We start from the raw sequence: 13,429 nt of genomic DNA on the forward strand, positions 1-13,429 counted from the left end.
ACTAGCGATAGAAAATTGAATCAAAACTGAATGAAACAGTTTTTTACAAACCACAAATAGCGGGCAAACACCAAACAACATTAATTTACGATCAAATAGCACGCAATCCTGACGTGTTATTTATGCCATGCAATGACAGGAAAATAACATTTCATCTTCCAATCGCAACGCGGTTAATTCACCACCCCATACACAACCTGTGTCCAGTGCATAAATATTTTTGGTGTTGGCGCGCCCTTCAAGCGCAGCCCAATGGCCAAAAATAATTTTTTCATTACGCATTTTCCGTCCGGCAAGCGAAAACCAGGGAGCAAAACCAATAGGCGCCGCATCTGCACTTTCTTTAGTTTGCAATTCCAATTCGCCTTCAGCAGAACAAAAACGCATGCGCGTAAAATAATTGGTAATCACTCGTAAACGTTCAGCGCCTTGTAAATCATCGTGCCAGCGCGCGGGAAAATTTCCGTACATATTTCCCAACAAATATTCCGGTACATTACTTTGCAATACTTGTTCAACTTCACGTGAGCGCATTAACGCCTGCTCCAGCGACCATTGCGGAGGAATGCCTGCATGAACCATAGTAAAACCGAGTGTGGCATCGTGATGAACCAGTGACTGCTGACGCAACCAGTAAACCAAGTCCGCACGATCCGGAGCAATCAGCAATTGATCCAGCGTGTCGTTTTTACCGGCCTTACGCAAACCGTAATAAACAGCGATGAAATGCAAATCATGGTTACCCAGCACTAAGGTGATGGAATCGCGCAATTTGTACAGGAACCGTAAGGTTGCCAGTGAATCGGGGCCGCGATTAATCACATCGCCAGCTAGCCACAATTTGTCTTTAGCGGGATTGAAATTAATTTTTTTTAACAGACATTGCAGCGGCTCAAGGCAGCCTTGAATATCACCAATTGCGTAAGTAGCCATAGTGTTTACGGATTAATGAATCGCATGGGGAGGCACGAGTGCAAAGGTTGGAATAGTGGCATCAAACATCGAGCCATCATCGGCACGCATTTGATAACTTCCTTCCATAATGCCCGTCTCAGTTTCAAGAATAACGCCGCTAGTGTAGGTGTAACTTTCACCCGGCTTGATGTGCGGCTGCTCGCCCACCACACCAATGCCCTGCACTTCTTGCCGCTTTTCGTTGGCATCGGTGATCAGCCAATGGCGACTAATTAACTGTGCTGCCACATCACCTTGATTGGCAATAGTGATGGTATAGGCATACACATAACGATGCACTAGCGGCTCAGATTGGGCGGCAATATAAGTCGTTTTTACCGATACCTGAATGGGAGACATTTTATTCATCACCACTCACTGTACAGGGCTTTAATGACAGCTCGCCCAGTAAATTACTCATGGCAACGTATTCCGGCAAGCTGATTTCCTCTGGGCGTAAACCAAGATCAACCGGCAAGGACTCCATTTGCTCCGCCGTTAATAATTGTTTGAGCGAGTTGCGCAGGGTTTTCCGGCGCTGCTGGAAGGCGACATTCACCAGGGTTTCCAAACTTTTTATATTGTTTGCTACATGCGGCAATTGCGCATAGGGGGTAAGGCGCACAATCGCAGAATCCACTTTCGGTGCCGGGTCAAACGAGGTGGGAGGCACATCAAATAAATCCTCTACCGCACAGTAATATTGCACCATAATTCCCAAGCGACCATAGGCGCCATCGCCCGGTTGTGCCGCCATGCGTTTTACCACTTCTTTTTGCAGCATAAAATGCATGTCTTGCACTTTATTCGCGTAAGTCAGCAGATGAAAAATCAACGGGGTGGAAATGTTGTAAGGCAAGTTGCCCACAATCCGCAACGGCTGTTGGTTTTTAATTAACTGATTAAAATCAAATTGCAGCGCATCGGCTTGAAACAATTGAAAGTTAGGGTGATGCTCAAACTTTACTTTCAACCAAGGCACCAAATCGCGATCCAGTTCAATCACGCTCAGGTTATCGCAACTGTCTGCCAGCAGTTGGGTAATAGCACCTTTTCCAGGGCCAATTTCAACTATTTGATCGGTTTTTTGCGGGTGAATGGAGCGGACTATATCGCGAATAATACCGTGGTCGATTAAAAAGTTTTGGCCGAATCGCTTGCGCGCTTTGTGTTGAGACTCGGCATGTGCAGAAGAGTGTTGCTTGTTTTTCATGAATAACCTTTCCAATAATTTAGCGCGCGCTTTTCGCTTGCACCATTGCCAGTGCATAAGCCAATGCGGTGCGCAGGCTGCCTAAATCGGCCTTACCTGTACCCGCCAAATCCAATGCCGTACCGTGATCAACCGAGGTGCGAATAATCGGCAACCCCAGCGTCACATTGACTGCCTGACCAAAACCTTTGTATTTCAATACAGGCAGTCCCTGATCGTGGTACATCGCCAGTACGGCGTCGGCCTTATCCAAATATTTCGGTGTAAACAGGGTATCTGCCGGTAGCGGGCCAATCAGGTTCATACCACGCGCGCGCAGTGTTTCCAACACCGGTTCGATGACCTCAATTTCTTCGCGCCCGAGATGCCCGCCTTCACCGGCATGGGGGTTCAATCCACACACCAAAATGCGCGGCTGCGCTATACCAAATTGCACTTGTAAATCGCGCTGCAAAATTTCCGTGACTTGCGTCAGCTCATCATGGGTAATGGCTGCGGCCACATCTTTCAGCGGTAAATGGGTTGTGGCCAGTGCCACACGCAGCCCCTCTGTGGCCAGCATCATCACTACTTTGTGGGTATGGGTTTTATCGGCGAGATATTCGGTGTGCCCACTGAAAGGAATACCCGCATCATTAATCACACTTTTTTGCACAGGGCCTGTCACCAGTGCGGCAAAGTCACCTGCAACACAACCATTAATGGCCGCATCCAATGTGTGCAAAATATAGGGGGCATTATTCACATTGAGCTTACCCGGCTCTGCGGGCTCCGCCAGCGACACAGGCAACACCGCTAATTCACCCACCTTGGTAGGGCGCGGAGGCTCCTGCAAATTAACCAGACGCAATTGCAGCGGTAAACCTAATTGTGCCGCACGCGCTTGCAACAACTGCACATCGGCAATAGCCACAATTTCATGGGCTTGTGGCTGCTGGGCGAGCGTGATCACCAGATCCGGGCCAATACCCGCCGGTTCGCCGGGCGTTAGAGCTATGCGATAACAGCTAGTCATAAATATCCGTTACTTGAACAAATCGTGTAAAAAAGGATGTGTAATGGCAGACAAATTTGATTGCGCAAAAAGCACTGCGGCCAAAAACAAAATTGCACCAGGCAATCCCGTTTTCAGCCGCACTTTTTACGATTGCCCGAGAGTTACAATTGACCGCGAGCGCGGTAGACTCGCTTAGAGTTTAATTTCGACGTAGGCCTCTTCGCGGATTTGAGTTAACCACAACTGGAACTCTTCATCAAAACGACGCGCACGCAACACATTTGCCGCTTGATTGCGCTTCATTTTATCACTCATGTCTTCTTTGCGACGCTCCAGCACTTGCAGTATGTGCCAGCCAAATTGGCTTTTGAACGGACGGCTGATGCCATTGATCGGAGTGTCTTTCATCGCCTCTTCAAACTCGGCAACAAACATGCCCGGCATGGACCAGCCCAGATCACCACCACTGAGCATTGAGCCTGTATCTTCCGAGTTTTCACGCGCCAGCTTGGCAAAATCTTCACCTTTTTCAATGCGCGCTCTCAGATCCAATAACTTTTGACGCGCTTGAGCGTCATCCATGATTTCGGATGTTTTCACCAGAATATGGCGCGCATGGGTTTGCTCAACCAATTGTTCACCGCCGCCGCGCTGTTCAATATTTTTCAGGATATGAAAACCCGCACCACTGCGGAATGGTTTGGAAACTTGCCCCTCAGCCAAATTCAGCATCTGGTTACCAAACAACTCAGGCAACTGGGCAAGCTTGCGCCAACCAATATCGCCACCTTGCAGTGCGGCCTGATCGTTAGAGTAACTGATCGCCATTTGCGCAAAGTCGCTACCGCCAACCAGTTTTTGGTAAATATCGTTGGCCTGTTTTTCTGCATCCGCGATAGCATCCGCATCGGCACTACTTGAGACAGCAATCAGTATGTGGCCAATGTGATAGTCAGGAGAGGTTGCATATTTACCATCGCTGGACGCCAGGAAGTTATTAATATCCTGCTCGGTGATTTTAATGCGGCTATTCACCACACCTTGCTGCAAATTACTGATGGTCAGCTCATTGCGCATCTGCTTACGCAAACCGTCCATATCCAGCCCTTGGCTGCGCAAATCTGCATCCAACTGCGCCAGGGTAATTTGGTTTTTCTGCAGGACACGGCCAATCGCCTGGTCGATCTCTGCCTCTTCGATGCTGATGTCATAACGCTCTGCCATGCCCAATTCAATTCGTTCGAGAATCAATTGGTCAAGGATTTGTCGATTGAGCACGTCTTCCGGAGGCAACTGCTGGTATTGACCACGCAACCGCTCAAGGATTGATATTTTACGGGCGTTCAACTCACTTTCCAGCACCACGTCTTTATCGACAATGGCGACCACGCGATCCAGTGATACGGCACCGTTTTGTGCCATGCCGAGCTGGCTGCCAATTAATAACAGGCCACCCAATACTACTTTCCAGCCCAGAGGGGTTTGACGCTTACTCATAATTCAATCACTGTTTTATTGTAAAGATGCTTCACGCTCACCATAGCCGTGCATGGCTTTGTCGAGCAGGTTACTAATACGTTGGCTCAAGGTGCCAAAACCACGCAGTTGCACTTCCAGGAAAATGCCGCGGTCATAGTCATCGCTCTTGAGCTTGGCCATAAAGTCCTCGCTGAGATCAAAATCCACCCACTGGCGAGCCAGAATGCGAACCCGGTAACAGCAATCGGTATATTCGAGCCCGGCAAAGGTGTCGAGTTCCGCATTGTACGTAAAATCGTAGTTAGCACGGGCAATTACCGCCCATTGGTTGCTGATTGGCCAGAGACTGGTGATATCCACCTGATTCAGGGTTTCGCCCACCGCCGTATTCACATCCAACGGACTGAGCGAGACAGGGTCGCGGCTGTAGCGATAACCAATGTTCAAGATGCGGTATTGATCATCCATGTAATGCAGGCTGGAGCTGACAGCACTGATTTTTTCGGCTTGATGATCGTAGAGCACATCATTGGTCAGGCGCAGATGATCGCCCACCTGCGCGCTTAGCTCGCCGGCGATAGCCGAGCTGGTACGGGTATTGGCATAGTCATCTGCTTTATTCAGGATACTGACACGGCGATCATCAAAATAGGTGACTTGACCGATACTCATCCGCAACCGCTCGATACCGGAGTCCGACTCGACAAACCGGCTGGTCACCCCCAAGGTGAGCTGATTGGCATCATCGATCCTGTCACCGCCGGAAAAACGGGTATCGCGGAACAACTGGTTATAGGTAAACACGATATCCGAGGTATCAAAGTTGACATAACTGGCATCAGTCGTCAGGCCGTAAAGGGACGATTGATCTTCGTAGTCGCGGTACACATAGTAGGCACGCGGCTCAAGGGTCTGGGTAAAGTCAGTCGCAAACAAGTTCTTGTCGCGCTCAAAGAACAAGCCCATATCCAGGGTGCCCTGGGGAGCCAAGAACTGCGGCTCAGTTTCCGCATCGGCGCGCATATTATTGGCGTCCAACTTGTAGGCCAATGTTTTTACGGCAGCACCGGGCTTGATGTAACCCGAACTAAACTCTTTGTCCCACTCCAAACCATAATTAGTACGGAGCCGCTCCCCCACGATCAGGTCGCCCAAACGCGAAGCATTGTTAGGGTCATCACTGAAATAACGATTCATGGAGAAGTTGGTGTATTCGTTATCCAGCGTCACCACCCAGTCGCTGACACGGTAGCGTCCATTTGCTTGGAGGCGCGGCAACTCCCGATAAGGAAGTTGACTAGTGGTAAGCAAGCGAAACTCTTCCGCCTTACCACTCAAGCGCCAATTATCGGTGCGATAACCCGCCGAAAAGGTTTGACGAATATAGGCCTGGCGATTCAGATCTACCGCGCCGCGATCAACATCGCGGATATAATCGGTGTCGCTGACCTCGGTGTAATCAATTAAGCTCGACCAACGCTGGTTGCGCCCTCCCGTCTGCAACAGGTTGTACTGCCAACGATCGCGCCCCTTGTAGGGATAGGCCTCTGCTTCATCAATCTCACCGGCCTCAATTTGATCTTGCAGCCGCTCGCTAAAACCACCGCGATCATTATTGAGCGAGCTACCTCTCAATTCGGTATCAAAATAGACCGACTTGTGCCGAAACTCGCTCTGCAACAGATAGCCATGATCGGCCAAATAACGAGGCGTAAATGTAGCGTCGTAGTTGGGCGCAATATTCCAATAAAACGGCACAGTAAACTCATCGATTCCCTCATCAGTATCAATACCAATGGAGGGAAACAGGAACCCGGTCAGGCGATCCGGGCCAATCGGGAAACGAAAATACGGCGCATAGGCGACAGGGATATCTTTGATCTTCAAGCGCATGTGGCGCGCCGTACCATAGTGTTTGTCGTTGTACAGGGTGATGTTGGAGCCTTCAATCAGCCAGGTATTATCGCCCGGCTCACAACTGGTAAAGGTGCCCTGATCCAGACTGATCACTTGATCGCCAAACTTTTGCAGGTTTTCCGCTCGCCCACGCACGCGCGTCTCGTAGAGGACAAAACGGGCATTATCGAGGCGAGCATCGCCACTTTCGGTGTCAACGTAAGCGCTGTCGGCACGCAACAGCAAGCCCGGCTCACGAACCTGGATATTGCCTTCCAGCTCGGCTTCGCGGCTGACCTTATCGAACGTAAAGGTATCTGCATGGAAGGAGCGGCGCCCCTGCGTCAGGCGAACATTGTCGCGCATAATAAATTTGGTCTGTTTTTCTGACTCGGAATAGTCGGCAGTGCCAAAAATATTGGCTCGCTCAGGGTCGAGTTCAGACTCGGCGTCATCGCGCGGCGGAGCGATGTAAGCGCCACAGCAGGCTGTGGGGACCAATGCTTTTTGCTCATCGGTCAACTCTTCCATAGGCACCCAATCCAACTCGCGTAATTGCTCATTGGGGTCCGCTTTCACGGCAGGCTTGTCGACAACGGTCGCATCACCCTGCGCATAAACCAAAGGGGCAAACGACAAAATCGCACCGGCACATTGCGCCGCAATAATGAGCGCAAGACGGGAACGAGAGAAGTGACGACGCAATTTCTGTGTGGAGTAATTCTGGGTTGGAGCCATTAACCGCGGTCTCATATGCGTGACACTACTGATGCCACCTAAAAAATTGCAGCGATTCTACTGTAAAGCCGCTGTACAGGGAATGAATTGGGGGAAATGATCCGGCTGGGGTAGAATCTTGCCCATGGCCGCCCTCTGCGATGGGCACGGCATTGCAACACACCAACCACTTCGCTTCACTTATCCAATGCGGATTTTGCATGTCATCGACGATTACAAACAGCAACGCGCAACAGACCACTCAATCGCCACAAGATTCCCGTGAGCGTGCTCTAGCAGAATGGGTGTCACACCAAATACCGGACACCAACACCCCCATAACCTTGCGCAGCCTGGGTAGCGATGCCGGCTTTCGCCGCTATTTTCGCTTCGACCAAGGCCAGAACCTGCTTGCCGTCGATGCACCACCAGCCACAGAGGACAGCAGTCAGTTTGTTGCCATCGCCCGGTTTATTCGCGACCAGGGCGTGCGCAGTCCGCGCATTATCGCAGCCGACACCTCTCAGGGCTTTTTACTGGTAGAGGATTTTGGCGATCAACTGCTATTCCGCGTTGCCAACACTCACAATGCTGATTCACTTTACCAACTGGCACTGGACAGCCTGCTCAAATTGCATCGAAGCACCGATGACCCGGCATTGATTCCGCGCTACGACCGCGCGCTATTGCGTCGCGAGCTGGATATTTTTAGCGACTGGTTTGTCAGCCAACTGCTCGATCACACACTCACTGCCGATGAACACGCACTGCTGGACAGCACCTTTACCCAACTGGAAAACATCGCCCTCGCCCAGCCGCAAACTTTTGTGCACCGCGACTACCACTCCCGCAACCTGATTCTCTGTAACGATGGAGGGCTGGGCGTGATTGATTTTCAAGGCGCCCTCTGGGGTGGAATCACCTACGATCTGGTTTCACTGCTGCGCGATTGTTACTTACGCTGGCCAGCACCGCAGGTCAAGGCTTGGGCATTGAGCTATCGCCAGCAAGCGATAACCAGCAAACTTATTGATAGCACCATCAGCGAAACCGAATTTCTGCGCTGGTTTGACTGGCTCGGGCTACAGCGCCATATCAAAGTATTGGGGATCTTCGCTCGCCTCAATCTGCGCGACGGCAAAACCGGTTACTTGCAGGATTTGCCCCTTGTCATACGCTACACCCTGGAGGTTGCCGAGGCCTACCCCGAACTTCGCCCCTTTGCCGACTGGTTCAAGGCCACACTCTTACCCATCGCCAAGACGCACCCCTGGTATAGCGACTACCAGTGTGCAGGAGCGCACGCATGAAAGCCATGATTCTTGCTGCGGGCCTTGGCAATCGTATGCGGCCACTCACCGACCACACACCCAAACCGCTCTTGCACGCTGGCGGGAAGCCGCTTATCGAATACCATCTACTTAACCTTCAGCGCGCAGGCATTCACGACGTTATTATCAACCTGGCCTATCTGGGCGATAAGATCCGCGCTTATCTGGGCAATGGCAGCAACTTTGGAGTCAACATTCACTACTCGACAGAACCGGAGCCACTGGAAACCGGCGGCGCTATTGTCCATGCAAGCCAACAACTGGGGCCAGAGCCCTTTTTGTTAGTGAATGGCGATGTCTGGTGCGATATTGAATTGGGTGACTTTATCCAACATCACTATAAATACCCTGATCGCCATGGCCATTTGCTGCTGGTTCCCAACCCGGACTTTCACCCTAAAGGTGATTTTGCGCTGTCCACTGACGGAACACTGCTGGATACCCCAAACGACATCACCCTACCGCGCTTTACCTTTGCTGGTATCAGCCTGCTCAAGCCGGAGCTGATCAATCATTATCCGCATAAACGGCAAAAATTCCCGCTGGTTGAAGTATTCCGCCACGCGATTAGCCAGGGACAACTCAGCGGGGAGGTGTACAATGGCCGCTGGAGCGACGTAGGCACCCCCGAGCGCCTCTATGACCTCGATACTTACCTGCAATACCAAAAGGCTGGCATGGTGCGGGATCGCTGAACAAAAAACGATATGTTTGGTTGACAAACCAATCGAACACGGCATAATGTCGCGTCCTTGAATTTAGACCCTTTTTCGATAGTTTTATCCAGAATTTATATATAGGAGCACTAAGGTGGCAAACTCACCCCAAGCCAAGAAACGCGCGCGTCAAAATGAAAAAGCTCGCAAGCACAACGCAAGCATGCGCTCTATGGGGCGTACTTACCTCAAGAAAGTGCTGAGCGCTATTCAAACTGGCGACAAAGAAGTAGCAACCGCTGCTTATGTATCAGCTGTTGCAGTGATCGACCGTATTGCTGACAAAGGCCTGATCCACAAGAACAAAGCTGCTCGTCATAAGAGCCGCCTGAACGCCAAAATCAAGGCAATGGCTGCTGCCTAATTGTCGCTTTGGCTTCACGCATAAAAAAACCGGCTAAGGCCGGTTTTTTTATGCGCGCAAGTTGCTCAAACTCTTGCCGTATTGCGCAGAAAGCACTCGTCTGGCTCTATACACTGCCATCAAAACAGATTATCTTCGGCAGCAACTTTTAGCTGGAGCAAGAATCCGGCGCCATTTGAACGGACTTATGGGGCAAGAGCTGGTAAAAGCGGCCATCCCAAAAAGATGTACCGCTTGCAACAGGCCTGCAACCAAAGTGCACATACTAATAATGGAGATAATCTATGCTGCCACGCGAACACTATCTGAAACAAACCTTTCAGGATGCAGTGAATTTTCCCGAAGGATTTGAAAAAGGCGGATTGTCAGACATACAAGCACGACTGGTGCGCAAACATGGCGCGCTGATCAATGCAATCACCCAGGAAGAAGTATCGGACCCCACTACCGATGACTTACACATACTCAAAGTGATTGCCAACCAAAGCGTTCCCAAAAGCCCTGTCGAGCAAGCCTGGGTGAAATACGTTTCCATTGTTAAAGCACGGCAGGCGGCGGCACCGGCCAAAACCAGCAAGCCCAAAGCAACCAAAACCAAGTCACCTGAACCTGCCGCAGAACCCGCAGAGGCAGCCCCCAAAGCCACAAAGAAAACGAAAAAAACCGAAGCAAGTTGACAGCATCAGCGCCTTGCTGAAGAATTCACCTACCGAAGGGGAGTAGTTCCCGCTGTGGATGTCGTCATCACGAGCCAATAGCTCCGGCGCCACAGGCAGTTGCATTGCAGCTGTGAACGAGACCTTTGTCGTAATGACAAAGGTTTCGCGTGCCCGGTCGTTACGTATCTATGTTACGCGCAGACACCGGAGTATGAATAATGTATTGCCCCAACCCCAATTGCAGTGAATCCCCCGATCGCCCCCACCTGCTTATTGCTGATCGCAACGGCATTGAAATAGATTATTGCCCCAAGTGTCGCGGGGTATGGCTTGATCGCGGCGAATTGGACAAGCTTATTGAGCGAGCACAGACTGATGCAGCTCCCGCACCACAGCCTGCACCGCAACGCGAAACCTACCGCGAACCAGAGCGCGATTATCGCCCTCAGGAGCGCCGCGATGATCGCCACTACAACGATCACCGCTCACACCACAAAAGCCACAGTTACGATGGCTATGGCAAGCCCCGTAAAAAGTCTCTGCTGGGCGAGATTTTTGATTTTTAATATTCACCGACAAGACCATTAAGCCCTGTTTCCAGACATCAAAAAGGCGCACCATTTGGTGCGCCTTTTTGATGTTGCCCAGGTATTTTTTAATGCCTAAGCCTGCGGAATCATTACTTCCAGTTGATATTCAGCACCTGCCTCAATCACTGTCACGCAATTTCCGGACAACCGCTCACCATTGCAACTCAACACCAGAGTATCGGTTGCTCCGCGAGTGATGGATAGGTGAAAAGTCGCGCCGCGAAATTGGCGTGTAGCCTTGGCCCCACTCCATGAAGATGGCAGTTGCGGTGCAACACGCAACCCTTCATCACAGCCATGCAAACCAAACACTCCCTCGACTAGACAGCGATACACCCAGGACACGGTTCCAGTGTTGAATAACTGTGATGACCGCCCCGCTGTACGCGGATACTGGTGATAGGCGCCGCGATAATAGTTGGGGATATAGACCGGCAATTGGCCGCGCTGCACATAATCAGCTTCACTTGGACCGGGAATCATTTGACGCAATAATTTATAGGCGCGATCCTGCTCGCCAACACCAAATAAACTGAACACGTAAAATATGGCAGCGTGATTGTAAACAGAGCCATTTTCTGCCGAACCGGGATGCTTCTGGGTGACGCGCCCCACATCGTCGCGCATGGCGGTGTAAGCAGGCGCAAGCATGGCAACCCCGTAAGGCGTTTCCAATTGCTGCTCTACGGCGGCGATCATTTTTTGGCGCTGTTCCGCATTTGCCGCACCGCCTAATATTGCCCAACTTTGTGGATTCAAAAAGATGCGCCCTTCCTCATCCTTACTGATACCAAATACCACATCGTCATCGGTAATACCGCGGCCAAACCAATTGCTGTCCCACAGGTATTTATTCACAGCGCTATTAATAGCCTGCGCACCGGCGATAAATTCCTGACGGCACTCATGCTGTTCCAACTTCGCGCAAACATCCGCCCACAAATTCAATGCATAGGCCGTTGCAACCGAGAGCCATCCGGAAACACCCTTACCTTTGTAGCCCACCATATTCATGGGGTCACACCAATCGCCTTGGGCAATAAAACTCAAACCACGGTAATCACGCGCTTGCAACAGCCAGCGCATGGCATTACTAATGCGCTCAAATACGGAAAGATTTTTACCGTCGTGACCGGCAACTATTTCCTGCAGGATTGCATAGTCATTGGTTTCATCCAGGTACACTTTCAAACACACCGGCAGCCATACACAGTGATCCGTATGGGGAATTTGGTTGATGTATTTCAACTCTGCTTCCTGGCTCAACAAAATACCATCAGGCATTGCGCCCGACGCTTCCTGTTGGCTCAGCGCATGTAAAAAGGCGGCGCGGGTTACCTGCGGCTTGATAAAGGTCATGCCCATATTGTCTTGCAAGTAATTACGCGTTTGCGGATCTGTGGTTAGGCGATTGACATCGCCGTGATAAAACACCTGCCGTGGCAACCAATGATTTACAAAATTATCCAACTCGGCATCCGGCGTTTCAATCTGTAAACAGCCACTGCCTTCGCGAATATAATTAGCGTACCCAGCTTGTGCTTGCACAAAGCCATCCGCGCTCAAATATTTTGCGCGCAACTGTGTTATTTCTGCATCATCGAAGGCGGGGCCAAAAATAAACCGGTATTGCTGCTGCGCATCTGCTGCCAGCGCCAGACGATATTGCAATACTGCTGCAGGCGTTTCGTAGCGCGCATCACCGCCGCGCAATAACTCCTCTTGTAACGCCGACGGATTGTGCAAACCGCCTTCGCCCTCAAAGGTCTCCTGCTTGGCTTCCCAAGCGGTAGGGATTTGATCGTGCAAGAAAAATGTTTTGTCTTTGAAATTTTTATGTTTGAAATAATCGGTCACTTTTTGATACGGCGTAACACAACTCGCTACTATACCGCCCAAGTCAGGGCGATACTCTGCTGACTGATTCATCCATGACATATAACCCACCGGGAAATAAGGGTAAACGCTGATACGACGCGCCCTGCCCGAGCGGTTGACCACATTGACTTCCCACAACTCAACAACATCTTCCACTGGCAGGGAGAGCTTGATGTGCACCTCAATCCCCAGCGCGGTGATAGTCCAACACAAATCGCTTTTGCCCACAGAAAATACAAAATTTTCATAAGGTGCACGCACTGGTTCGTAAGGTGCCGAAAAAATTTCACTAGTGTCTTCATCCTTGATATAAAAAAAGCGGCCAGGATGATGTGCATAGTAGGGCTGCTCCGGCTGCATAAATGTTTTTGCTTCCAGATTCGGCGCGTAAGCATATTTTGCTGGCTCGGGCTGCATAAATTGAGCAACTGCGTAACCGCGACAAGTAACCTGGATCATCATGCGTTGATTCCACAAAAATCCGGCCGCACGCGGCAGCGCTGTCGGGGAATACAACTCATAGCGCTGCCCCTGCTGGGCGGGCTGCAATAATGGCTTGGACATAACTCACTCCGGCAATAAAAACGGGCAAAAAAATGCCGCAACTTTTTTACACAAGCGCGGCAAAGAGGGAA

The 13,429-nt window shown here is 50.7% G+C and carries 12 protein-coding genes; 5 read left to right on the forward strand and 7 right to left on the reverse strand.

The features are described from left to right. Window positions 1–120: 120 nt before the first annotated feature. The 6 genes from B0D95_RS11135 to B0D95_RS11160 form a co-directional block, all read right to left on the reverse strand. Window positions 121–933, reverse strand: a complete 813-nt coding sequence (locus B0D95_RS11135) for a symmetrical bis(5'-nucleosyl)-tetraphosphatase (protein ID WP_078043950.1) — start codon at window positions 931–933, stop codon at window positions 121–123. Window positions 934–945: 12 nt separating this feature from the next. Then, complete coding sequence (gene apaG, locus B0D95_RS11140) at window positions 946–1,314, reverse strand: Co2+/Mg2+ efflux protein ApaG (protein ID WP_210403739.1); 369 nt, start codon at window positions 1,312–1,314, stop codon at window positions 946–948. A 1-nt stretch (window position 1,315) separates the two neighbouring features. Next, window positions 1,316–2,167: a 16S rRNA (adenine(1518)-N(6)/adenine(1519)-N(6))-dimethyltransferase RsmA gene (gene rsmA / locus B0D95_RS11145; RefSeq protein ID WP_078043952.1), complete on the reverse strand. Its 852-nt coding sequence runs from the start codon at window positions 2,165–2,167 to the stop codon at window positions 1,316–1,318. A 19-nt stretch (window positions 2,168–2,186) separates the two neighbouring features. Further along, a complete protein-coding gene (gene pdxA, locus B0D95_RS11150) occupies window positions 2,187–3,182 on the reverse strand; it encodes a 4-hydroxythreonine-4-phosphate dehydrogenase PdxA (RefSeq protein ID WP_078043953.1) in 996 nt (331 codons plus the stop codon). A gap of 174 nt (window positions 3,183–3,356) precedes the next feature. Continuing rightward, a complete protein-coding gene (locus B0D95_RS11155) occupies window positions 3,357–4,661 on the reverse strand; it encodes a peptidylprolyl isomerase (protein ID WP_078043954.1) in 1,305 nt (434 codons plus the stop codon). Between the two features lie 15 nt (window positions 4,662–4,676). After that, window positions 4,677–7,277, reverse strand: coding sequence for an LPS-assembly protein LptD (locus B0D95_RS11160; protein WP_246841584.1), 2,601 nt, complete (start codon window positions 7,275–7,277; stop codon window positions 4,677–4,679). A 200-nt stretch (window positions 7,278–7,477) separates the two neighbouring features. Here B0D95_RS11160 and B0D95_RS11165 point away from each other — a divergent pair, with 200 nt between their 5' ends. From B0D95_RS11165 to B0D95_RS11185, 5 genes are all read left to right on the forward strand, one after another. Next, a complete protein-coding gene (locus tag B0D95_RS11165) occupies window positions 7,478–8,566 on the forward strand; it encodes an aminoglycoside phosphotransferase family protein (protein WP_078043955.1) in 1,089 nt (362 codons plus the stop codon). Next, a complete protein-coding gene (gene murU, locus B0D95_RS11170) occupies window positions 8,563–9,282 on the forward strand; it encodes an N-acetylmuramate alpha-1-phosphate uridylyltransferase MurU (protein ID WP_078043956.1) in 720 nt (239 codons plus the stop codon). Before B0D95_RS11165 ends, murU begins: the two co-directional genes overlap by 4 nt. A gap of 115 nt (window positions 9,283–9,397) precedes the next feature. Further along, a complete protein-coding gene (gene rpsT, locus B0D95_RS11175) occupies window positions 9,398–9,667 on the forward strand; it encodes a 30S ribosomal protein S20 (protein ID WP_078043957.1) in 270 nt (89 codons plus the stop codon). A gap of 284 nt (window positions 9,668–9,951) precedes the next feature. After that, a complete protein-coding gene (gene maoP, locus B0D95_RS11180) occupies window positions 9,952–10,344 on the forward strand; it encodes a DUF413 domain-containing protein (protein ID WP_078043958.1) in 393 nt (130 codons plus the stop codon). Window positions 10,345–10,544: 200 nt separating this feature from the next. Further along, window positions 10,545–10,892: a zf-TFIIB domain-containing protein gene (locus tag B0D95_RS11185; protein ID WP_078043959.1), complete on the forward strand. Its 348-nt coding sequence runs from the start codon at window positions 10,545–10,547 to the stop codon at window positions 10,890–10,892. Window positions 10,893–10,988: 96 nt separating this feature from the next. Here B0D95_RS11185 and B0D95_RS11190 read toward each other — a convergent pair whose 3' ends face one another. After that, window positions 10,989–13,358 carry a GH36-type glycosyl hydrolase domain-containing protein gene (locus tag B0D95_RS11190; RefSeq protein ID WP_078043960.1) on the reverse strand — a complete coding sequence of 790 codons (2,370 nt, stop codon included), beginning with the start codon at window positions 13,356–13,358 and terminating at the stop codon, window positions 10,989–10,991. Between the last annotated feature and the right edge of the window lie 71 nt (window positions 13,359–13,429).

The sequence above is a fragment of the Cellvibrio sp. PSBB023 genome (genome assembly GCF_002007605.1).
Taxonomy (GTDB): Bacteria; Pseudomonadota; Gammaproteobacteria; order Pseudomonadales; family Cellvibrionaceae; genus Cellvibrio.

What these genes read in the sequence shown, in the direction of transcription:
- B0D95_RS11135 (WP_078043950.1), bottom strand. Translation starts at nt 933, where the DNA reads ATGGCTACTTACGCAATTGGTGATATTCAAGGCTGCCTTGAGCCGCTG.
- apaG (WP_210403739.1), bottom strand. Translation starts at nt 1,314, where the DNA reads ATGTCTCCCATTCAGGTATCGGTAAAAACGACTTATATTGCCGCCCAA.
- rsmA (WP_078043952.1), bottom strand. Translation starts at nt 2,167, where the DNA reads ATGAAAAACAAGCAACACTCTTCTGCACATGCCGAGTCTCAACACAAA.
- pdxA (WP_078043953.1), bottom strand. Translation starts at nt 3,182, where the DNA reads ATGACTAGCTGTTATCGCATAGCTCTAACGCCCGGCGAACCGGCGGGT.
- B0D95_RS11155 (WP_078043954.1), bottom strand. Translation starts at nt 4,661, where the DNA reads ATGAGTAAGCGTCAAACCCCTCTGGGCTGGAAAGTAGTATTGGGTGGC.
- B0D95_RS11160 (WP_246841584.1), bottom strand. Translation starts at nt 7,277, where the DNA reads ATGGCTCCAACCCAGAATTACTCCACACAGAAATTGCGTCGTCACTTC.
- B0D95_RS11165 (WP_078043955.1), top strand. Translation starts at nt 7,478, where the DNA reads ATGTCATCGACGATTACAAACAGCAACGCGCAACAGACCACTCAATCG.
- murU (WP_078043956.1), top strand. Translation starts at nt 8,563, where the DNA reads ATGAAAGCCATGATTCTTGCTGCGGGCCTTGGCAATCGTATGCGGCCA.
- maoP (WP_078043958.1), top strand. Translation starts at nt 9,952, where the DNA reads ATGCTGCCACGCGAACACTATCTGAAACAAACCTTTCAGGATGCAGTG.
- B0D95_RS11185 (WP_078043959.1), top strand. Translation starts at nt 10,545, where the DNA reads ATGTATTGCCCCAACCCCAATTGCAGTGAATCCCCCGATCGCCCCCAC.
- B0D95_RS11190 (WP_078043960.1), bottom strand. Translation starts at nt 13,358, where the DNA reads ATGTCCAAGCCATTATTGCAGCCCGCCCAGCAGGGGCAGCGCTATGAG.